We start from the raw sequence: 21,330 nt of genomic DNA, 5'->3' as shown, positions 1-21,330 counted from the left end.
TCACAATTTGGCCCGCTGCGGTGCAGTGGGTACTTTGTTTTGCGGGCTGCGCCAAAGATAAGCGCGGGCCGCATGCGCTATCAAATCCCGAAGAAAACACGGTGGATCGCCCCTGTCCTTGCGGTGAATCAACAAACGCAGCCGCCAAAGCATAGACCCGAATATGAGCGAGATTGTGGCAAGGGCCGCATAACCGCGACCATGTACCTTGGTGAAATAATAAAGCCGGCTGTCAAACCAATAGCCGGGCATACGGCGCCATGTTTTCATGCCGGTCGAGACAGAGCCGATATGCATAATGCGACTTTCGCGCACATAATCAGTCGGATAGCCCGCAACCGCCGCGCGGTGGCACAGCTCGGTTTCCTCAAAATACAGGAAGAAGGTTTCATCAAACAGACCGATGGCATCAAGCACATCTTGCCGCATCATAAGGCTTGCGCCTGCCAGCCAATCGACGCGGGTTGTGGCACTGGGAATCGGCTGGGCAACGACATGGTTGGCCAACAGCCGGCTGATCGGACCAAAGCGAACCGAGGATTCGAATTCGCCAAGAACAGAGGGAAAGCGGAAGGCGGTACGATGAGGGGTGCCATCCTCTCCATGGATATAGCTGCCCGCAAAGCCGGTGTTCGGGTTGGCGTTCAAATGATCATAAAGCACCCGGATCGCGCCCGGATCAGAACCCGGATCAGGACCCGGATCAGGACCCGAATCAGGACCCGAATCAGGAAACGCATCGGAGTTCAGGATATAAATGTAATCAGGGCGCGTACCGCCGGGAAAGTCAGCGGGTAACCCCGCCCGAATACCAACATTATTGCCCGCGCCAAAGCCGCCATTGCGCCCGGATTGGATAACGCGAACCGGAATTTCGCCCTTGTCCCAGCCGCGCGCCACCACTTCGGCACATAGCGTTTCAAACGAGCCGTCACCACTGTCATTATCGACAATGGTCAATGCGCCGGGCATGCCCGCCATCGCGCGCAGCGCAGCCGCAGCCGATCGCAGCGTCATATCGGCTGTACGCCAATTGAGGATAACGGTCAGAATGGTTTTCATCCGATTATTCCGCCGCCGCCGAAAAGAGGGTCGAAAACGGTGCTGCAAATGCGGGGCATGCGGCGGGCTCGGCTTGCGCAATTGCTTGGCGCAAGGCCCCGGCCAATACGCGCACATTGGGTTCCAGGACCATGCTGTCATGGTCGCCCGGCACCTCTATCACCTTCAGTGCGGGGGCAAAGCGGGTCAGATCATTGTCGGCAAAGACATATTCTTTGGCGCTGCTGACCCAACTGCCGTTGCTGACCTGCCAGCGCCGATCCAGTGGCGGCCGAAACAGGGTCGTTGGCCCCTTGCGCAGGGGCAGCGGATAAAGCGGCAAGGCGCTGCGGAACGCCGCCTCGATTGCGGCATTATGAAAGGCGCCTTGCGCATCAGTGGCCGGGGCGTGGCGCTTGCGGCGTTCCCATTCCCAGCGCGCGCGCGCCCAATCCAGCAGATAGCCCGGCCCGCGCTTGCGCATTTCGGCCAGTTTTATCTTGGCTTTGTCCAGCCCGGACAGGCCGGGCCGCATGGGCAACGGGGTGTCAAGCAGCGCCAGCAGCGCCACCTGCTCACCCGCTTTTTCCAACTGGATCGCCATTTCCCATGCCGTCAGCCCCCCCCCCTGAAAAGCCACCCAAAAGATAGGGGCCCTGCGGTTGGATCTGGCGCAGTTCGGCGATGTAATCGGCGGCGGCCTGCGGGATGGTGCTGTGCGGTGGCTGATCACCATAAAGCCCGCGCGCCTGCAAGCCGTAGAACGGGCGCTCGCCACCGATAAGTTGCGCCAGATGGCGCAGGTTCAGCACATTGCCAAACATGCCAGCAACAAGGAAGAATGGCGTTTTTGGCCCGCCGTCGCGTTCATGCATGGCCACCAGATGGGTAAAGCGGCGCTTTGGCGTTTTTGGGGTCTGATCGGGGCTGGCCAGATCGGGGCCGTCTTGTGGGCCGATACGCTGCTCGATCAAGGCGGCGCAAGCGGCGATTGTCGGGGCCTCGAACAGCACCGAAATCGGGAAATCAACGCGGTAGGCTTTGCGCACCATGGCAAACAGACGCACAGCGATCAACGAATGCCCCCCCAGCGCAAAAAAATCATCCTCGACACCAACCTGGCCCAGGCCCAGCAAGTCTTGCCAAAAGCCGGTCAGAATGCGCTCGATATCATTCCTTGGCCCCACAAAGTCGGTATCAAGATCGGGGCGCGCAAAGCTTTGCCCCGGTTTTGGCGCGGGGTCGGTTTGCCCGGCCTGGGCGATCAGCGCCGGCAGATCCAGCGAAGAAATGATGATTTGCACCGCGTCCAGAGACAGCGCGCGGGCAAAGGCCTCGGCCCCTTCTTGCGGCCGGATTCCCTGGGTCAAGTTGTGGGCAAGCCGTTCCTCGGCAAGGGAAAGCTGCTTGGGGCCCATGTCATCAAAGGCCAATTCGCGCGGATCCGGGGCAGCAAACGACAGCGCGCCGTCCAGCTTGCGCAGGGTGAAACCGGTGATTTCAACGCAAACCTTGCCCGATGGGTCGGCCAGCGTGATGTCAAACACCGCGGTTGCGTCGCTTGCCCGGTTGGGGCCTGCGCTGCGCACCCAAGAGGTGATGTTTGCAGGCAGTGGCGCAAAGACCTTGGCACTCGCATAGGACATCGGCACCCAAAGATGATCTGGGGTGTAGCCGTCGATCAGGCCCATGGCCCAGCCCGTTGCCAGATCCATCAGCGCGGGGTGCAAGTGCCACGGCCCGGCCTCTGCCTGATAGGCGGCAGGAAGGGCAAGCAGCGCGATGCCTTCCCCCTTGCCGTAAGCACGAGAGTGAAGGACCCGCCAGCGCGACCCAAAGGTCAGATGCGCCTCTTGTGGAGAGGCAAGGCCCTGGCCAGTTTCAGCCGCAGCGCAGCGCGCGGCAATCGCTGCGGCGTCAATTTGCGGCGCTGAGCCGGTCAGCGGCAACAGGCGGGCCTGTGCATTCAACTGCCAGCCGATGCGCCCGGTTGACGGAACCGCAGAGCGAAGGTCAAAACCGTATCCTTCATCCGTCGGCGACAGGGTGGCGCGGATATCCGGCACATCAAGCGGGCGAAAGAAATAGAGGTCACGGATCTCGAACGCGGGCAACCCTTCATGCGCCATCGCCTCGGCTGCGATTTCCAGATAGCCGGTGCCGGGGATCAGCGCGTGACCATCCTTGGTGCGGTGGCCATCCAGCACCCAACGATCCGGCCCGTAATGGGCGGTAAACAGGCGGTGGCCTGCGGCGTCAAACGTGGCCTCATCCAGCATCCGGGCTGCCAGCGGCACGCGCGGGGCGGGCCGTTGCGTGCCCATCCGATCTGCCAGCGCCTCGGCGGCCATGCCGACATCGGACCAAATGCCCCAATTCAGCGCCAGGACCTGGGTTTTGCCGCCCTTTCGGGATTGGGCATAGGCATTCAGATAGTCATTCGCAGCCACATAATCCACCTGCCCCGCCGGGCCGGTCTGGGTTGAGGTGGACGAAAACAGCACCAGCCGCTTAATAGAGCCATCGGGGAAAAGATCGGCCAGAACCTTGGTGCCGTGCAGTTTGGGGGCAAAGACCTCTTCGACCGAGGCGGGCGATTTTGCCAGCAGCGGTGCGTCATCAATCACGCCGGCGGCATGAATAACGGTGTGGATCGGGCCAAAGCTTTTGGTGATCGTATCGACGGCGGCGCGCATATCCTGCGCGTTGGTCACATCGGCGGCCAATACCAGAACCGTGCCCCCCAACCCTTCAAGCCGTTGCAAGGCAAGGATGCGGCGCGCGGTGGCATCGCTGGGGCTGTGTTTGGCCAGATAGGCGGGCCAATTGGCGCGATCTGGCAAGGGCCGCCGCGCGATCAGGGCAATTTTGGCCCCGTGATCGGTAATCAGCTTTTCCGCCAGTGTCAGACCAATGCCACCAAAGCCCCCCGTCAGCAAGACCGGCGCGCCTTCGGGCAGCGTCAAGGGTGTCTTGGGCAGCGCTATGGCTTTCACCCCACGTTCCAGCCGTTTTGCCCCGCGCAGCGCGGCCATGCTGTTGGCGGGCAAGGCAAGAAGTTCCTCCAGCACCTGCGGCAGCAAGGTCGAATAATCGGGCTTGCCCCGCCGTGAACCGGAACGCGGGCGGGCGGGCAGTTGCAGGTCCAGCGTGCGGCACGTCACCCCCGGCACTTCGCGCGGGATGACCATGGCGGGGCCTGCGATGGTCGCCTTTTCGGGATAGGCCAAGCCTTCGGCACGCACCTGCACAGCACCAGTGGTAAAGACAGTGATCTGCGGCGGCTGGGCAAGGTTTTCGGTCGCCAGGGCCTGCCCCAGAAACAGCAGCGAATAAAACCCCTGTTCGATATTGCGATGAAAAAAGCTGGAGCCGGGGCGGAAGGTTTCGCCATCGGTAACAAGCCAGAAATGCGCGATACGGGTGGGGGTTTGGCCCTGCGCGATCAGATCACGCAGCAGCGCGTCATAGCCGGCCCGGCCATGTTCCGGCGCAAGGCGGTAGCCGCCCTTGCCATCTGGGCCGAAGGCATCACCGGGGCGCACAGCAATAACGCTGTGGCCAGCGGCGACAAGCGGGGCAAAGGCCGCCTCGGCCAGCCCGGCGGCATCCATGAACACCAGCCAGGTTTGCGGGGGCAGATCATCAAACCCGGCCTCGATATCCACATCGCCTTCCATCACTTCTACAGCGCGGGGGCGCCAATGGGTTTGCCAGCCCCATTGGGCGACATCCTCTATCCGCATTGGCAGATCGGGCGTGGTTGCGGCCGCCTGCCCCGGCGCGATGAAATACTGTTTGCGCTGAAAGGCATAGGTTGGCAGCGGTACGCGGTGGCGGGTGGCATCGCCCCAGATCGGGGCCCAATCCACGCTAACGCCGCAGGCCCAAAGCCGCCCGATGGTTGCGATATGCCATTGGTCATCAGGGATCGCCTGATCGGGGTGGCGCAGCGCGGGGATAACCTGAGCCGCCGCAATTCCATTGGCTTGCGCCAGCGACGACAGCGCACGGCCCGGACCCATTTCCATAAAGACCCGGTTGGGGGCTTTCAGCGTCTCCATGCAGGCGGCAAAGTTTACAGTGGCGCGCAGATGGGCCACCCAATATTCGGGGCTGGTGGCCTGCGCCGCTGTCAGGGCGGCACCGGTGCTGTTGGAAATGATCGGCAAGTTCGGCGCATGCAAAGGGATTGTGCGCAGATAGTCACCAAAGCGCGACAGGATCGGCCCGAGCATTTTGGAATGGGCGGCGATATCTATCGCGATGCGCTGGGTGTCGATCTGCTTGGCGGCCAAGGTTTTCGCAAGGGTGTTCAACGCCTCATCCGGGCCCGAAACAACACAAAGCCCCGGCGCATTGATACTGGCCATATCCAGATCGGCGCTCAGCAGCGCGCGAACCTCGGCCGCAGCCAGCGGAATAGACAGCATGCCACCCGGCGCGATGGTATCAAACAAGGTGCCGCGCAGATGGACAAGGCCAATGCAATCTTCAAACGACAAAACACCGGCAAGGCAAGCGGCGGTGTTTTCGCCCATGGAATGGCCGACCAGCGCCGTCGGCACCACGCCCCAGGATTGGTAAAGTTTCGCCAGCGCATATTCGGTGATCATGATCAACGGAAGCTGCACCGACGGCTTTTTAAGCGCCTCATTCGCGGCGGCCTCGGCGCCCGGTTCGGGTAGCCAAAGCGCGCGAATATCGTAATCGAGTTTGGGTTGCAGAATGGCCAGCCCCCGGTCCATCCAATCGGCAAATTCCGGCTCGGTCAGGTAGAGGTCGCGGGCCATACCGGCGAATTGCGCACCACCACCGGGAAACATGAAAACCACCTCGGGGCAGTCAAGCGGTTCATGGTTGAACACGCGGCGCGGGTCGCTGCCGTCCAGCAGGTCTGCGGCGCCAGCGTGGCTTTCGGCCACAATCACCCGACGTTTTTCAAACGCGTGCCGCCCCTGTTTCAGCGTCCAGGCCACATCGGCAAGTGGCTGTTCGGGGTGGGCGCGCAGATGGGCCGCAAGGTTTTTCGCCTGATTGTCAAGCGCCGCTTTGGTTTTCGCTGATAGAACCAGCACTTGGAACGGCCAGTCGCTTTCGCCCGAAGGGGCGCGGGCCGGGGCCTCTTGCAACACCACATGCGCGTTGGTGCCGCCGACGCCCAACGCGTTCACGCCCGCACGGCGCGGGGTTTTACGCCGGGGCCAATCGGTCAGGCGATCATTGACCCGAAAGGGCGATGTTTCAAAATCAATCGCCGGATTGGGCGTGGTATAATTCAGGCTGGCAGGCATCTGGCCGTGATGCAGCGCAAGGCTGGCCTTGATCAGACCGGCAACCCCAGCGGCTGTATCAAGATGGCCGATGTTGGTTTTCACCGAGCCAATGCGGCAAAAGCCCACCGCATCCGTGGTCTTGGAAAAAGCCTCGGTCAGGGCGGCAATCTCGATGGGGTCACCCAGAAAGGTGCCGGTGCCGTGACATTCGATATAGTCGATGGTATCGGCGGAAACCCCTGCAATGGCCTGGGCCTCGGCAATCGCGCTGGCCTGGCCATCAACCGAAGGCGCCAGATAGCCAGCTTTGGCCGCGCCATCATTATTGACGGCAGAGCCTTTGATGATCGCCCAGATATGATCGCCATCGCGCAGGGCATCGGCAGCCCGCCGCAGCACAACCACACCGGCACCAGAGCCGAAAACCGTACCCTGGGCGCTGGCGTCAAACGCATGGCAATGACCGTCGGGCGATAAAACCTCACCCTCATTGAAAATATAGCCCCGCCCCTGCGGCAACTCAACCGTAACGCCGCCCGCCAGCGCCATGTCACACTCGCCCGTCAGCAAGGCCTGTGCGGCGTAGTGTATGGCCACCAAGGATGTAGAACAAGCAGTCTGGATGCTGATTGATGGGCCTTTGAGATCAAGGATATGGCTGACACGGGTGGTCAGAAAGTCTTTGTCGTTGCCGGTGTGACGCAGCAAGAACAGGCCGGTATCTTCCACCAGATCCGGGTTCGAACACAGGTTGAAATAGAAATAACTGCCCATGCCGCAGCCGCCATAAACGCCGACAGTGCCGGGAAAAGCCTCGGCCGGGTGGCCAGCATCTTCCAATGCCTCCCACGCCACTTCAAGGAATTGACGGTGCTGCGGATCAAGGATCGCCGCCTCTTTGGGCGAGAAACCAAAGAACTCGGCGTCGAAATGGTCGAAATCATCCAAGGGGGCGGCGGCTGGCACATAGTTGCGATGCCGCATCCGGGCCTGGCTTTCGCCATTGGCCAGCAATTCCGCCTCGGTAAGGTGCCGGATGCTTTCAACCCCGGCAATCAGATTGGACCAGTATTGCGAAACATTTTCCGCACCCGGCAGATGCGCCGCCATGCCGATAATCGCAATGTCATTCTCATCTAGGTCCGTCCGGTCTGCCACGTCTGCCATCTTGCTTGCCTCTGGCCCTCTTGCCTGACCTCTCAGCCCCCGGCCCATAGGGATGAGACAGCTTAACCCGCCTGTCTTAACAGACCAAAGCTAGCGCAGGTGCCTTTCTTTTGATACCCGCTACTGTGCCATTCAGGGATCAGTGCGTCACCAGCAACAATGTCGCAGTGCTGCCACATTCCCGCCACCTTACCCGCCGAAACATGGCACAACCCGCCAGGATTGACCGTGCAGCGCCGCATATCCGCGCCGGATTGGACCCCATCGGGAAACAGTGACAAACGATCACTTGCCCGGCTCACCCCCGAATCAATGCCCATAAAGCCGGGTGCCAAGCAAGTCAGAGTATCGTGCGCGGGTCAGACCGGGGGGCCAGGCGGGCATTCGACATCGCAATCGCTTGCGTGTTTGCTTGAAGGCCCAGGCTTTCTGCATAGCCCATCAGCGCCCCGGCCATCAGCCAAGTGAAGGGTATAAGCGTGGCATTTGGCAAAAGATCGGCAAGATTGGCCGCATAAATCAGCGCGATCGTGCAGGCAAAAGGCGAAAACGCGGCTGACCGTTGAACCAGCGCCTGCCCCCCCAGATAGACCAGCGGCAGAACCAGCAGGCCAAATTCGGCAATATAGCCAAGCCAGCCATAGGTGCCCAAAACGATAATCCACCGCCCATCAGGAATGGTCAGCATCGCGCCCGTCACCGGATCGAGGATCAGGTTGCGGCCATACCCACCCCAACCGAAAAACGGCTTTTGCATCGCGCGCTCTAAAAGCTGTTCTTCGTTCATGATGCGAAAGCTCAGCGACTGGTGGCGTTCAGAGTTGATGGCCAGCGCATAATCCAGAATTGTATCCAGCGGAATAAGCTGTGCCCCGCGCAGCAAGGGATAGCAGATCACGACCACGCCCAAAGCCGCCGCCAGCAGCAATTGCCAGCGCCGCCCAACCAGCAGAATGATCGGGATCAGGCCCAGCGCATAGACCAATGGGCCGGCACTTTTGCACATGAAAAGCACGAAGCCGAGGTAGAGAAAAATCGCAAGTCGGCGCGGACGATCTTCGGAATTGCTTGTGCGCAGCATGATCAGCGCAGCCATCGCGGCCATCAGCGCGAAAAATGCCACCCAAAGCCCATGCGGCATGAAAACCATTGGGCGAAAGCCACCACCGCGCATGCTTTGCGAAAAGTCATGTTGAAAAAACCCATAGACCCAGATGTTAAGCTGCGGCGATAGCCGCGCCTCCAGCAGCATCGGGAAAGAATAAACCAGCCCGGCCGTAACCAACGCGCCAACCATTGCTTTCATCCCGGCATCGGTTCGCAACAAATGGCGGGCCAAAAAGAACGGTAGCAGGGCAATGAACTGATAGCTGATTGTCGCAACCGAATCATAAAGCCGCAGCGCCGGAACATCTTTGGCAACAATCAAGATCGGCTCGGGGTTGGTCAGCATGGTGGCAAACGGGCTGATGACATACAGCACGATCAGCACCCGCCCGATGAAACTGCGCGGCAAAAAGCTGATCTTTTCATCCAGCACCCAAAGCGTCAAAACCAGGGCACATAGGTTGGAAATCGTGAATTTATCCAGATCCGGCACGGCTGGCAGGTTGATATTCACAAGCGGCGGCAACAGCATATAGGCGGCAAGAATCGACCAGATCAACGCCTTTTCACGCGGCAAACGCCGAAACAGAACCGTCGCTATGACGGGCCAGGCAAGCAGCATCAGATAGGCAAAGGCGTTGGGCATCGCCAGAAAGACATTCCATTTTCAAAGACCAGCGACAGGCTGGCGCGGCTATCAGCGACAAGCCTAACACGCGGGCCGCGCCCAAACTATCCGGCCTGGGTGCGGGCGGGCCCAAATGTTGCGTGCCTGCCCGCCCGCAGATGCGCGCATTTCGGTGAAGCCCATGCGGGCAAGACATTAACCATTTGAAATTCAATATAAATGCCCTTATCTTGAAACATTCAAAGCCTTATCCTTGAACCGATTGGAAACAGAGTGTTGCGTTTCAATCGCTGTTACGCCACGTTTCCAACCCTCACTTACACAAAAATTCGTGGTACAGCCCGCAGGCCCCCCCCCTCATCGGATCACGCTTATGAAATTTGCTTTCGGCGGTACTGAAATTGTGATCACCCACCCCGACGCAGCCACGCTTCTGGCCGATGTGGCGCAACATCTGCGGGATGGGCGCGGATTTTCGTTGGCCACAATCAACCTTGATCACCTTGTCAAACTGCGGGCGAACCCGATGTTTCGTGCGGCCTATGCCGTGCAAGACATGGTGGTGGCCGATGGCAATCCGATTGTGTGGCTGTCAAGGCTGGCGCGGCATCCGGTGTCTTTGGTGCCCGGTTCCGATTTGGTGTTGCCCCTGGTGCGGGTGGCCACAAAGCTGGGCCGGCCTGTGGTCTTGTTTGGCAGCACGCCCACAGCGCTGGCCGGTGCGGTCGCCGCGTTGGGGGCTAGCGTGCCGGGGGTCAGGATCGCACGCACAATCGCGCCTGATTTTGGCTTCAACCCCGTTGGCCCCGAGGCAGAGGCCCTGCTGCGGCAGATCAACGATATCGGGCCGTGCCTGTGCCTGATCGCGCTGGGCGCCCCAAAACAAGAGCAATTGGCCGCCCTTGGTCGCAGATTGGCGCCACAAGCGGGATTCGCAAGCGTGGGCGCAGGGGTGGATTTTCTGTCGGGCCATCAGCAGCGGGCGCCCGAGTGGTCGCGCCGCCTTGCGCTGGAGTGGGCGTGGCGGGCAGCACAAAACCCCAGACGCATGGTGCCAAGATATCTAAGCTGCGCCGCGATCTTGCCGGGGCAGGCATGGCGGGCATGGCGGCGGCGCGGGTAGCTATTTATACTCGATCAGCGGCTTGCGTTTACGCCGCAATCGGCCCCACCAATAGCCAAAGACCCCCTGCGCCTCGGGCAGTTTACCCAACACAGTAAAAAACGCCCTTTCTGGCCCCAGTCGGGGTATCAGGCGCAAAACCTGTGCTGGCCATGCCAACAGCACCGCAAAACCCAGCGGATGCAGCCCCCCCAAGACCAAAGCGGCGGCGGGAACGCCCGCCCCCCAGAAAACGGCGCGGCGCGCCTCGGCCCGCCAATGCCGCTCGGGCCCTGCGCCATGCAGGGCCGCCCCTTCTGCAAAGGCATGGCCTGCGCGGCGACTGCGGCGCCACCATTGGGCAAACCGGGTCATGGCAGCATCATGCAGCGTCATTTCGGCGTCGATACGCCAAATCTCACCCCCCTTGCGGGCAAGGCGCAGGCATAGCTCGGGCTCTTCGCCCGCGATCAAGCTGCTGTCATATCCGCCCACAGCCCGCACCGCAGCCACCCGCATTAACGCATCGCCGCCACAGGCACGCGCCGGGCCGATAGGGGTGTTCCATTCGCTGTCACACAGGCGGTTGTAAACCGAGGCTTCGGGGAACCGCTCGCGGCGGCGGCCGCAGATCACCGTGGCATCGGGATGTTGCGCCGCAAAGGCCAGCGCCGCTGTCACCCAATCGGGCTGCACCGTGCAATCGCCATCGACAAACTGCACAAATTCGGCGCGTACCGCTGCAAGCCCTGCATTGCGGGCACGGGCAGCGGTGAAGGGAAACGTCATATCCAAGCCTATCACTGCCGCCCCCATGTCCCGCGCCAGCGCGGCGCTACCATCGGTGGACCCGCTATCGACATAAATCACCCGATCAACCTGCAGGGCCAGCGAAGCAAGGCAGGCCCGCAAACGCCCGCCCTCGTTGCGCCCGATCACAACGGCCTCTACCCGTTTGGCGGCCGCATCGGGACAGTGCGTTGGCTTGGGCGTTGGCTTGGGCGTCGGCTTGGGCGTTGGCTTGGGCATCGGCGCGTATCCTGTAAACTGTGCTGGCCGATCATACGGCCGGCCCAGCCCATTTGCCACGCCCGACATATATCTTGCGTATCCCCCAGATGCGGGCCCCATACAGACCGCTACCGGGGGCCACGCCCCGCCTCTTGTCTTTCAATTCAAAGCGTAATCTGGTATCTATAGGTACTGGGCGGGGGCCTGGACGAATCTTGCAGGCGCGCACCATAACAGGGGCACACCCGAATGTGACGGCCAGAAACCTTGCCTGCTGCGATGCGGGTGCCATGTGTGTAACCGCCCGCGTTGACAGTCGTCGCGCTTGGCAGCAGGAGCCTGATTTTGTATGGCCAACCACGATATCTTGTTGTCGTCAGCCCGTTGGCCGGCGGATTTGGGGCAAGCGCCAATGGATGACGATAGCTTTCGAAAGATGGCAGAAGAAATCAAGCGCCCGCGTACTACGGCTGTATCGGTATTTCGCGCGGCACCGCAGGCCGCGCAGCACCCAACGGTTTTACCTGCCTCCGAGAAAGACGCCGGCAGCACCGCCCTTAACCTGTCTGCCCCCAACCCGGACCGCGTATGGGAATCACTTGGCGTTGTGACGTTTGATCCGGCACAGTTAAGCGGAAAAGGTCTGTTTATCGAATCGCAACAATCCGGCGTGACGACCTATTTCGACATTCTGCGCACCCGCCTGCTGCACGCGATGCAAGAGCGTGGCTGGAAACGGCTTGCGATCACCTCGCCTACGCATGGCTGTGGCAAGACCTTCGTTGCAGCCAATCTTGCGCTTAGCCTTGCGCGCCGCCCGTCAAGCCGGACGGTGCTGCTGGATCTGGAACTGCGTCATCCGGGCTTGGCCAAGCTGTTTGGCCTTGCCGATATTGGCCCGATCCGCGACTTTCTGAACGGCGAGCAACCTTTGGAAAGCCACTTTCAGCGCGTAGGCCGCACGCTTGCGCTAGGCCTGAACAGTACCCCCATTCCCGATGCCGCCGAAACCCTGCATGAGCCGTCTACGGCCGCCTCGCTCTCTGAGATGATGATACAGCTAAACCCGGAACTGGCTGTCATTGATGCGCCCCCCGTGCTGGTCAGCGACGACATGCTGGCATTGTTGCCGCAAGTTGACGCGGTGTTGCTGGTGGTTGATGGGACCAGAACAACCACCGAAGAGGTCCGCGCCTGTGAGCGGTTGTTTTCCAATCAATGCCCCTTGATGGGTGTCGTGCTGAACCGCGCGCAAGACCGCAAACTGCGCCGCTTTGGTATTGCATGATGCGGAAGCCGTGGCACGGGCCATGATACGGGGGTAATATGGGTAAAATTCAAAATATGGATGAGTTGATCGGGCTGCTGCTGCGCCGGCGCTTGTTGATCGGCGCGGTCACGGTGTTCGGCATCGTGATGACATTGCTTTATGTCATCGCCAAACCGGATGTATTTGAAAGTACCGCCCTCATTCAGGTGCAAAGCCCTACAGTCACCAGCCCGGATACCGCAGCAGGCACAGCGCATGACAGTTCAGCGAAACGCTTGCAGGCCATCCAGCAACAATTGACCACGCGCGAGAATATGCTTGCCGTGATTGCGCGGCACCAGCTTTATTCCGACTTGCCGCTGACGGATGACGAAAAAGTGCATCTGTTGCGGATCGCATTGCGGTTTGAAACGGTTGCAAGCGCTGCGGCGCCTTTTGGGCAAACATCCGAGGTGTCGGCCCTGCTGATCAGCGCCCAGGCCGAAACACGGGCAAAAGCCGCACGGGTAGCCAATGATTTTGCGCAGGGCATTTTGGATGCTGGTGCCGATGGCCAGATGGAGCGCGCCCAGGAAGCGCTTGGCTTTTTCCGCGAGGAAGAAACCCGCCTCAAGACGCAAATTGGCGTGCTGGAAGCCGAATTGGCAGGGTTTCAAGCGCAAAACCGTGATGCCCTGCCCGCCCAGCGTGAGTTGCTGCGCACCGAGCTGACAGGAATTGAGACAGAACTGCGGGCGCTTGATCAAGCGCTTGTCGCCGCGCGGAATGACCGGGCCGGGATTGAGCGTAAAGCGACCCTGCGCGCCACGGATCGCCGCCAATTGGATGGGCTGATCGCGCAGATCGACACGCTGACGGCCCAAGGCAAGGCGTTGGAAACGCGCCGCGCCGAACTTCTGGCGACGCTGGCCAAGGCGTTGGATGTAGACCGCCGCATGGATCAATATCAACGTGATCTGACCCAATTGCAAAACCAATATGCAATCGTAACCCGCAGAAGCGCCGATGCCGAAACCGATGCCAAGCTGCAAGACCGCAATCAGGGCGAAACATTCTCTTTGCTGGAACGCGCCGCAGAACCCGATTACCCGATCAGCGGTGGCCGCCGCAAACTGGCGATTCTCGGCGCAGGTGCCAGCCTGTTTCTTGGGGTGATGGCCGCCTTTTTGCTGGACCAGCTACACCCGGTTTTGCGGACTCGCAGCCAGTTGGAGCGCGAATTGGATTTACGCCCGATCGTCGCCATTCCTGAAATCAGATCCGCAGGCCAATCCTTGCGCCAGCGATTCATGTCTGACTTGCCAAAGCGGCCGCGGGTGGCGCGCCCCGTGCCCCCCCCTGCACCAAGCGCGCGCCCGATGGTTGCGCAGCAACTGGGCCGGATACAGATGCTGTTTGGCGGAACCGTGGTCATTTTGCTGGTGGCAATGGCAGTGGCCCTGACCTGAACCTGATGGGTTTCGCGCCTGGCCAGATGCAATCCTGGCAAGCTCTCCTGCGTCATGGGTCACGCCCAAATCAGTGTCAGCCGCTTACGAAAAGCAACGAACGCAAGCATGGTTGCGTCGGCCTCGAAGCCCATTAAGGCCAGGGTCCAAACCCAATCAACCTATTGATTTATTTTATCTGACTGATTGTAAGCCCCCGGCATGAAAGCCGAGAGCCAGACTCATCTTGGCAAAATCAAGCCCCAGAAGCACCTAAAGCTGTGCGGCCACATCCTCGGGGATGTCAAAATTATGGGTCACATCCTGCACGTCGTCATCTTCTTCCAGCATGTCGATCAGCTTCATCAGCTTTTGCGCCGTGTCCAGATCTACTTCTGTCAAGATCTGCGGCTTCCAGATCAGCTTGGATTCAGTCGACTCGCCCAAGGTCTTTTCCAGTGCATCCGACACATCGTTCAGGGCTTCCATTGCACAATAAATCCAATGCCCATCCTCATCCGACACAACATCATCCGCACCCGCGTCCAAAGCTGCCATCATCACAGTGTCAGCATCACCCGCCCCAGCCGGATAAGATATCTCGCCAACCCGGTCAAACCCGTGGCTTACCGATCCGGTCTGCCCCATATTGCCGCCACATTTGGTGAAATAGCTGCGCACATTGCTGGCGGTTCGGTTCAGGTTGTCGGTCATCGCCTCAACGATAATCGCAATGCCATTGGCGCCATAGCCTTCATACCTGATTTCCGTGTAATCGGCGGCATCGCCCGCCTGCGATTTCTTGATCGCCCGATCAATCACATCCTTCGGCATCGAAAGCGATTTCGCCGCCTTTACCGCAAGGCGCAAGCGCGGGTTCTTATCTGGGTCCGGCTCGCCCATCTTGGCCGCGACAGTGATTTCCTTGGACAGTTTGGAAAACATTTTCGAGCGTAACTTGTCTTGCTTGCCCTTACGGTGCTGGATATTCGCCCATTTGGAATGGCCTGCCATAAGCCCGGTCTCCGTTATCTGAATAAATCGCTGTAAACGCCCTATACACAAGCGGGGCCCTTATCCGCAACCCCGCCCGAAACCACAAACGCAGGTCAAAACGGGAAGAACCACGGAATCATCGTGCTCATCACCACCATCATCAACAGGTTCAGCGGCACCCCGATGCGCAGGAAATCGGTGAACCGATAGCCCCCCGGCCCGTAAACCAGTGTATTGGTCTGATACCCGATCGGCGTCGAAAAACTGGCCGAGGCACCAAACATCACCGCCACGACCAAAGGCCTGGGGTCGACGCCAAGCGAGCTGCCAAGCCCAATCGCAATCGGCGTCAATATCACTGCCACCGCGTTGTTTGACACCAGTTCCGTCAGCACTGATGCAAGGCTATACACCGCAAAAACCAGCATGAAGGGCGGCAAACCCAGCATGAACGGCGAAATGGCGTCGACGATCAGTTTTACCGCGCCAGAACGGTCCAACCCCATGCCCACGGCCAACATCGCAAAGATCAGCGCCAAAAGTCGCCCCTCGATAAAGCCAAAGGCCTCATCCGCGTCAATGCAGCGCGTCACCAACACGACCGTTACGCCGATCAGCGCCAGAATAACAATCGGGGCCGCGTTAAGGGCCGACAGCCCAACCACCGCCGTCAGAACCCCTATCACAATGGGCGCATGCCCCCGGCGATAGGCGCGCTCGGATGGGTGCCCGATATCGACAAGATCCATATCAAGCGCGAGCCGTTGAATATCGGCCGCCGCCCCCTCCAGCAGCAATGTGTCGCCGACCTGTACCACCAAATCATCCAGTTGCCGCCCGATGTTCTGGTTTCTGCGATGCACAGCCAGCGTGTAAACACCATACCGCCGTCGCAACCGCAAAGACCCCAGCGAACGCCCGACCATCTGACAGCCGGGGGTGATAAGCACCTCGACCGTCTCGGTTTGCACCGAGGACAGCTTTTCAACCTGGCGCAGGTCGGGGCTGCTTTGCAGGGCCAATACCTCGGACATCGGGGTGCGCAAAACCACACGGTCGCCCGCCTGCAACTCTACCCCCGCCAGCGCGCGGCGCAAACTGGCATCCCCGCGCAACACGTCAATCACCCGCATCGACTCGCGTTTGAACAGGTCAACTTCCATCACCTTCTGGCCGATCAGCCCCGACTCCTCGGGCAGCGCAACCTCGGTGAAAAACTTCATCTTGGACCGATCGCCAAGCAACATGCCCATGCTGTCGCGCGTCGGCAACAGCTTGCGCGCGAACAAGAACAGGTACAACGTCCCGACCGAAGCCATGACCAGACCCAATGGCGTGATGTCGAATATGCCAAACGGCTGCATGCCCATATGGCGCGCCACGCCATCAACCAGCAGGTTTGTCGACGTGCCGATCAAAGTGATCGTTCCGCCGAAAATCGCCAGATAAGACAGGGGAATCATTACCTTGGACGGCGACATCTTTAGCTGTTTGGCCAGCTGCATGAAAACCGGAATCATCACGACAACAATCGGCGTATTGTTCATGAAGGCCGACATCAGAATGATCGCGATCGACAGGGTCGCAAGGGTCACTGCCGGGCGCGCCTCGACATTCCGTACCGCCAGCCGCGTCACCCAGTCCAGGCCCCCGGTGCGCACCAAGGCCCCCACGATCACGAACATCGCGGCAATCGTCCAGGGGGCATGGTTCGACAACACCACCATCGCATCATCTTGTGGCAAGATCCCGGTGACCAGCATCACGGCAGCCCCGGCAAGTGCCGTCACTTCGACCGGAAAGGTTTCCCGGACAAACAGCACCAACATGCCAAACAAGATGGCAATCGCCCCCCACGCCTGCATCGTTTCAGAAAGGTCCAAACCAAACATACTTGCGCATTCGCCCCTATAGGTTCTGATCTAGTCTAGCCTGACTGCCGGGTCGGCAAACAGCCCCAAAGCGCAGGCCATGTCAGGGGCGTGCCTCTTGCAACCGCCCACCGATACGGATCATCGCCACACGGGTCGCGCGCCCGGTCTTGTCGTCGGTCTCGACATAGACCCCTGACAGGGTTGCATCGCCGCTCGCAGGTTCAAACCGCGTTTTGGACATTCCGGTGATAAACCGGCGCATGGGCTCCAGTTTTTCCATCCCGATCACAGAATCATAATCGCCGCACATCCCGGCATCGCTCAGATACGCACAGCCCTGCGCCAAAATCTGCGCGTCTGCCGTTGGCACATGGGTATGGGTTCCGACGCATAGGCTGGCGCGCCCGTCGCACCAATGCCCCATCGCCATTTTTTCCGAGGTCGCCTCGCAATGCATGTCAATGATCGAGGCGCTGACCATACCGCCCAATGGATGCGCCTTCAACACAGCCTCCACGGCAGAGAATGGGTCGTCGAACGGACGTTTCATGAAGACCTGACCCAGCGCTTGCGCCACCAGAACCTTGCGGCCGCCACGCGCCTCAAACACCCGTGCGCCCTTGCCGGGCGCGCCCTTGGCATAGTTGAGGGGGCGCAAAACGCGCGGCTCGCTTTCAATGAATTGCAGCATGTCCTTTTGGTCAAAGGCATGGTCGCCCAAGGTCACACAATCGGCACCGGCATCCAGAATGCCTTTGGCATGCGCCCCGGTCAGGCCCATGCCGCCGCTGGCATTTTCGCCGTTGACCACGACGAAATCCAGCTTCCAATCCTCACGAAGCCGCGGCAACCGCTCGGTAATCGCGGCCCGGCCAGAACGCCCCATAACATCGCCAAGAAACAGTATTTTCATGTAATGTGGATAGGCGGCGCGGCAGCCAAGAGCAAGTGGAAATCGAAAGATTTGCCCGGCCACCTTGCGGCCCCGCTGTGGCGCCCCTGTCTTGGCCCCCTAGCCCCGCCGTTCCCACTGGCCTGCAGTTACGGCGGGCCGTTGCATCTGCACCAAGTGGCACTGTGCAGCGGCCAAGCCCTTGCAAAATATCTACAGAACGTGATGATTTTAAACGGGAAACGGCTATCCGGATTGCAGATATCGCACATTCGCGCCCCGCCCCCCGGCTGCGCAAGGCCCCCCCCGCCCCCCAAAGCAAGGGGGCGGGGGGGGCCTTGCGCCCAGATCTTACGCGGTCAACCCTTCAGGCTCGGGTAAGCCATTGGCGCGACAACAGGCTGTCACGGTATTTGCCAGCAAACACGCAATCGTCATTGGCCCCACCCCACCCGGCACGGGCGTAATCGCCCCCGCAACGGCGGCACAGCTTGCAAACTCAGCATCCCCCACGAGCTTGGTTTTGCCATCGCGTTCGATCCGGTTGATACCGACATCAATCACCGTTGCGCCGGGTTTTACATACGCGCCAGTAATCATCTCAGGCCGACCCACGGCTGCGACCAAAATATCCGCGCCCCGGCAGACCGCAGCCAAATCCTTGGTGCGGCTATGTGCGATCGTTACCGTGCAACTGTCGCCCAACAGCAGCTGTGCCATCGGCTTGCCCACAATATTGCTGCGCCCCACCACAACGGCATTCAATCCCGACAGGCTGCCATAATGATCACGCAGCATCATCAAACACCCCAAGGGCGTACAAGGCACCATGCTTTTTTGTCCGGTTCCAAGCAGCCCGACGTTCGAAATGTGAAAGCCGTCCACATCCTTGGCCGGATCAATCGCATTGATAACCAGTTCAGAGTTAAGGTGCGAAGGCAACGGCAACTGCACCAGAATACCGTGAATTTTCGGATCCGCGTTCAAGCTGGCAATCAGCGCCAGCAAATCCGCCTCGGTGGTTTCTGCAGGCAGCTTATGTTCGATAGAGGTCATTCCAACCTCAACCGTCATCTTGCCCTTCGACTTTACATAAACTTCCGAGGCCGGATCTTCCCCCACCAGCACCACGGCCAGCCCCGGCGTAATGCCATGGTCTTTGATCAACCGCGCCACATGCGCTGCAACCTTGCCGCGTACCTTGCCCGCAAAAGCCTTTCCGTCGATGATCACTGCACTCATTTCGCCTCCTCCGGGGCCACGGCCCGCAATATAACGTCTTCCTGCGCAATCGACCAATCAATCAACTGCCGCCATAGCGTTTCAGCCAGATCGGGGGGCAGCCCCTGCGCCTCGGCCGCAAGGCGCACATTGGCCACCACTTCTTCTACCCGATCATCAATTCTGGCGGGCAGCCCAGCCCCAATTTTGACAATGGCGGCGCGGTCAATATAACCTGCCCGCGCCGCCAACAATTCAATCAGCGCCACATCCAGTCGGTCAATCTCGGCCCGGATATCTTGCATCGTCTCACAGTCGGCGGGGCGCTTCATTTTATCCTCATCTTGTCTTTGTTACCGCTTTGAACCGCTAAAGATATGGGGGCAAGCCGCATAGCCAAAGGCACGGGGGGCGCGATGCCGCACCCCCCTTTTTATGGGTCAGAACAAGCCCTCAACATTGCCATCCGCATTCAGACGGATAACTTCGGCACTTGGCACCCGTGGCAGGCCTGGCATCGTCATGATTTCACCGCAGATGACCACGATAAAGCCAGCGCCAGCCGAAAGCCGCACTTCACGCACCGGCACCGAATGGCCGGTCGGCGCGCCGCGCAGGTTGGGGTCGGTGCTGAACGAGTATTGCGTCTTTGCCATGCACACCGGGAAATGCCCATAGCCCGCATCTTCCCAAACCTTCAACTGCGCCCGGATGGATTTGTCGGCCAGCACCTCATCCGCGTGATAAATCCGCTTGGCGATGGTTTCGATCTTTTCCATCAGTGGCATATCATCAGGGTAAAGCGGCGCAAAATTGGCGGCGCCACTTTCAGCAAGCTGCACGACCTTATGCGCCAGATCTTCGATCCCGGCAGATCCATTCGCCCAATGCTTGCACAAGATCGCCTCGGACCCTTGGGATTTAACGTAATCCCTTACCGCCTGCACCTCGGCTTCGGTATCGGATACGAAATGGTTGATCGCAACAACCACCGGCACGCCAAAGCTTTTAAGGTTGCCGATGTGGCGACCAAGGTTCGGGCAGCCCTTTTTCACGGCTTCCACATTTTCCGGCCCCAAATCGGCCTTGGCCACGCCGCCGTTCATTTTCATCGCCCGCACCGTGGCAACCAGCACCACCGCATCCGGCGCAAGCCCGGCCTTGCGGCACTTGATGTTCATGAACTTTTCAGCCCCCAGATCGGCCCCAAAGCCGGCCTCGGTCACCACATATTCGCCCAGTTTCAGCGCTGTTTTGGTCGCAATAACCGAGTTGCAGCCATGCGCGATATTGGCAAACGGGCCGCCATGCACAAAGGCCGGGTTGTTTTCCAGCGTTTGCACAAGGTTCGGCTGCATTGCATCCTTGAGCAACACGGTCATTGCCCCATCGGCCTTGATATCCCGGCAATAGATCGGCGCCTTGTCGCGGCGATAGGCGACAACGATATCGCCCAAACGCTGCTGCAAATCGGCCAGGTCATTGGACAGGCACAAAATCGCCATAACCTCAGAGGCCACCGTGATGTCAAACCCGGTCTGGCGCGGAAAGCCGTTTGAAACGCCGCCAAGGCTGGTCACAACATCGCGCAACGCACGGTCGTTCATATCCATTACCCGACGCCACGCCACACGGCGCTCATCAATCATCAGCTCGTTGCCCCAGTAGATGTGGTTGTCGATCATTGCCGACAGCAGGTTATGGGCGCTGGTAATCGCGTGGAAATCGCCAGTGAAGTGAAGGTTCATTTCCTCCATCGGCACAACCTGCGCATAGCCGCCCCCCGCAGCCCCGCCCTTCATGCCAAAGTTTGGCCCAAGGCTGGCTTCGCGGATACAGACGACCGCTTTCTTGCCAATGCGGTTCAGCCCGTCCCCCAGCCCTACTGTCGTCGTGGTCTTGCCTTCGCCCGCAGGGGTCGGGTTGATCGCCGTAACCAGGATCAGCTTGCCATTCTTGCGGCCCGCCAATGAGGCGATAAACTCTTGGCTTACCTTGGCCTTGTCGTGGCCATAGGGCAGCAGATGCTCGGGCGGGATGCCCAGCTTTTCGCCAATCTGCATGATCGGCTGTTTCTTCGCTTCCCGTGCAATCTCGATATCGGTCTTAAATGCCATTGTTCCGCCACTCCCTGCATGCCATCGCCCAAGTCGGGCGTTGAGAATGGTGTAACCAGTCAATTTGTAGCAGGAAAGAGCGTTTCCGACGCATCCCAGACCAAATTCGCCAGCCCGTGTTTGCAAAGCCGGATATTACGCCAAAAACAGCAAGTCAGGGCGCGAAAACCACATAAAGATGGCGGATTTGCGGGAATGCGC

12 protein-coding genes and 1 pseudogene are annotated in these 21,330 nt (G+C 59.9%); 3 read left to right on the top strand and 10 right to left on the bottom strand.

Features of this window, described 5'->3' with window-relative positions:
* The 3 genes and pseudogenes from VDP61_RS05335 to VDP61_RS05325 form a co-directional block, all read right to left on the bottom strand.
* The gene (locus VDP61_RS05335) at positions 1–1,062 is read right to left on the bottom strand and encodes a glycosyltransferase family 2 protein (protein WP_323005904.1); all 1,062 of its coding nucleotides are present in this window, start codon (positions 1,060–1,062) and stop codon (positions 1–3) included.
* 4 nt (positions 1,063–1,066) lie between these two features.
* A pseudogene (locus tag VDP61_RS05330) lies at positions 1,067–7,484 on the bottom strand (type I polyketide synthase).
* A gap of 340 nt (positions 7,485–7,824) precedes the next feature.
* Positions 7,825–9,237 (bottom strand): hypothetical protein, encoded by a 1,413-nt coding sequence (locus VDP61_RS05325; RefSeq protein WP_323005903.1) that lies wholly within the window; start codon positions 9,235–9,237, stop codon positions 7,825–7,827.
* Positions 9,238–9,592: 355 nt separating this feature from the next.
* On the opposite strand from VDP61_RS05325, the gene VDP61_RS05320 reads away from it, so the two are divergent.
* Entirely contained in the window at positions 9,593–10,342 is a 750-nt protein-coding gene (locus VDP61_RS05320; protein WP_323005902.1) for a WecB/TagA/CpsF family glycosyltransferase, read from the top strand.
* Here VDP61_RS05320 and VDP61_RS05315 read toward each other — a convergent pair whose 3' ends face one another.
* Positions 10,343–11,350: a glycosyltransferase family A protein gene (locus tag VDP61_RS05315; RefSeq protein ID WP_323005901.1), complete on the bottom strand. Its 1,008-nt coding sequence runs from the start codon at positions 11,348–11,350 to the stop codon at positions 10,343–10,345.
* A gap of 331 nt (positions 11,351–11,681) precedes the next feature.
* On the opposite strand from VDP61_RS05315, the gene VDP61_RS05310 reads away from it, so the two are divergent.
* Together VDP61_RS05310 and VDP61_RS05305 are read left to right on the top strand one after the other, a co-directional pair.
* The gene (locus tag VDP61_RS05310) at positions 11,682–12,620 is read left to right on the top strand and encodes a CpsD/CapB family tyrosine-protein kinase (RefSeq protein ID WP_323005900.1); all 939 of its coding nucleotides are present in this window, start codon (positions 11,682–11,684) and stop codon (positions 12,618–12,620) included.
* Positions 12,621–12,658: 38 nt separating this feature from the next.
* The gene (locus tag VDP61_RS05305) at positions 12,659–14,050 is read left to right on the top strand and encodes a Wzz/FepE/Etk N-terminal domain-containing protein (RefSeq protein WP_323005899.1); all 1,392 of its coding nucleotides are present in this window, start codon (positions 12,659–12,661) and stop codon (positions 14,048–14,050) included.
* Between the two features lie 252 nt (positions 14,051–14,302).
* Here VDP61_RS05305 and VDP61_RS05300 read toward each other — a convergent pair whose 3' ends face one another.
* The 6 genes from VDP61_RS05300 to VDP61_RS05275 form a co-directional block, all read right to left on the bottom strand.
* Positions 14,303–15,043, bottom strand: a complete 741-nt coding sequence (locus tag VDP61_RS05300; RefSeq protein ID WP_323005898.1) for a YebC/PmpR family DNA-binding transcriptional regulator — start codon at positions 15,041–15,043, stop codon at positions 14,303–14,305.
* 95 nt (positions 15,044–15,138) lie between these two features.
* Entirely contained in the window at positions 15,139–16,917 is a 1,779-nt protein-coding gene (locus VDP61_RS05295) for an SLC13 family permease (protein ID WP_323005897.1), read from the bottom strand.
* 82 nt (positions 16,918–16,999) lie between these two features.
* Positions 17,000–17,812: a TIGR00282 family metallophosphoesterase gene (locus VDP61_RS05290; protein WP_323005896.1), complete on the bottom strand. Its 813-nt coding sequence runs from the start codon at positions 17,810–17,812 to the stop codon at positions 17,000–17,002.
* Positions 17,813–18,142: 330 nt separating this feature from the next.
* The gene (gene folD / locus VDP61_RS05285) at positions 18,143–19,033 is read right to left on the bottom strand and encodes a bifunctional methylenetetrahydrofolate dehydrogenase/methenyltetrahydrofolate cyclohydrolase FolD (protein WP_323005895.1); all 891 of its coding nucleotides are present in this window, start codon (positions 19,031–19,033) and stop codon (positions 18,143–18,145) included.
* Positions 19,030–19,344 carry a chorismate mutase gene (locus VDP61_RS05280; protein ID WP_323005894.1) on the bottom strand — a complete coding sequence of 105 codons (315 nt, stop codon included), beginning with the start codon at positions 19,342–19,344 and terminating at the stop codon, positions 19,030–19,032. The genes folD and VDP61_RS05280 overlap by 4 nt, the downstream gene beginning before the upstream one ends.
* Before the next feature lie 108 nt (positions 19,345–19,452).
* Positions 19,453–21,129: a formate--tetrahydrofolate ligase gene (locus tag VDP61_RS05275; RefSeq protein ID WP_323005893.1), complete on the bottom strand. Its 1,677-nt coding sequence runs from the start codon at positions 21,127–21,129 to the stop codon at positions 19,453–19,455.
* Positions 21,130–21,330: the final 201 nt, after the last annotated feature.

The sequence above is a fragment of the Pseudorhodobacter sp. genome (assembly GCF_034675685.1).
Lineage (GTDB): Bacteria > Pseudomonadota > Alphaproteobacteria > Rhodobacterales > Rhodobacteraceae > Pseudorhodobacter.
The sequence above is the reverse complement of the archived record's forward strand: the minus strand, read 5'-3'. Positions and strand labels throughout refer to the sequence as shown.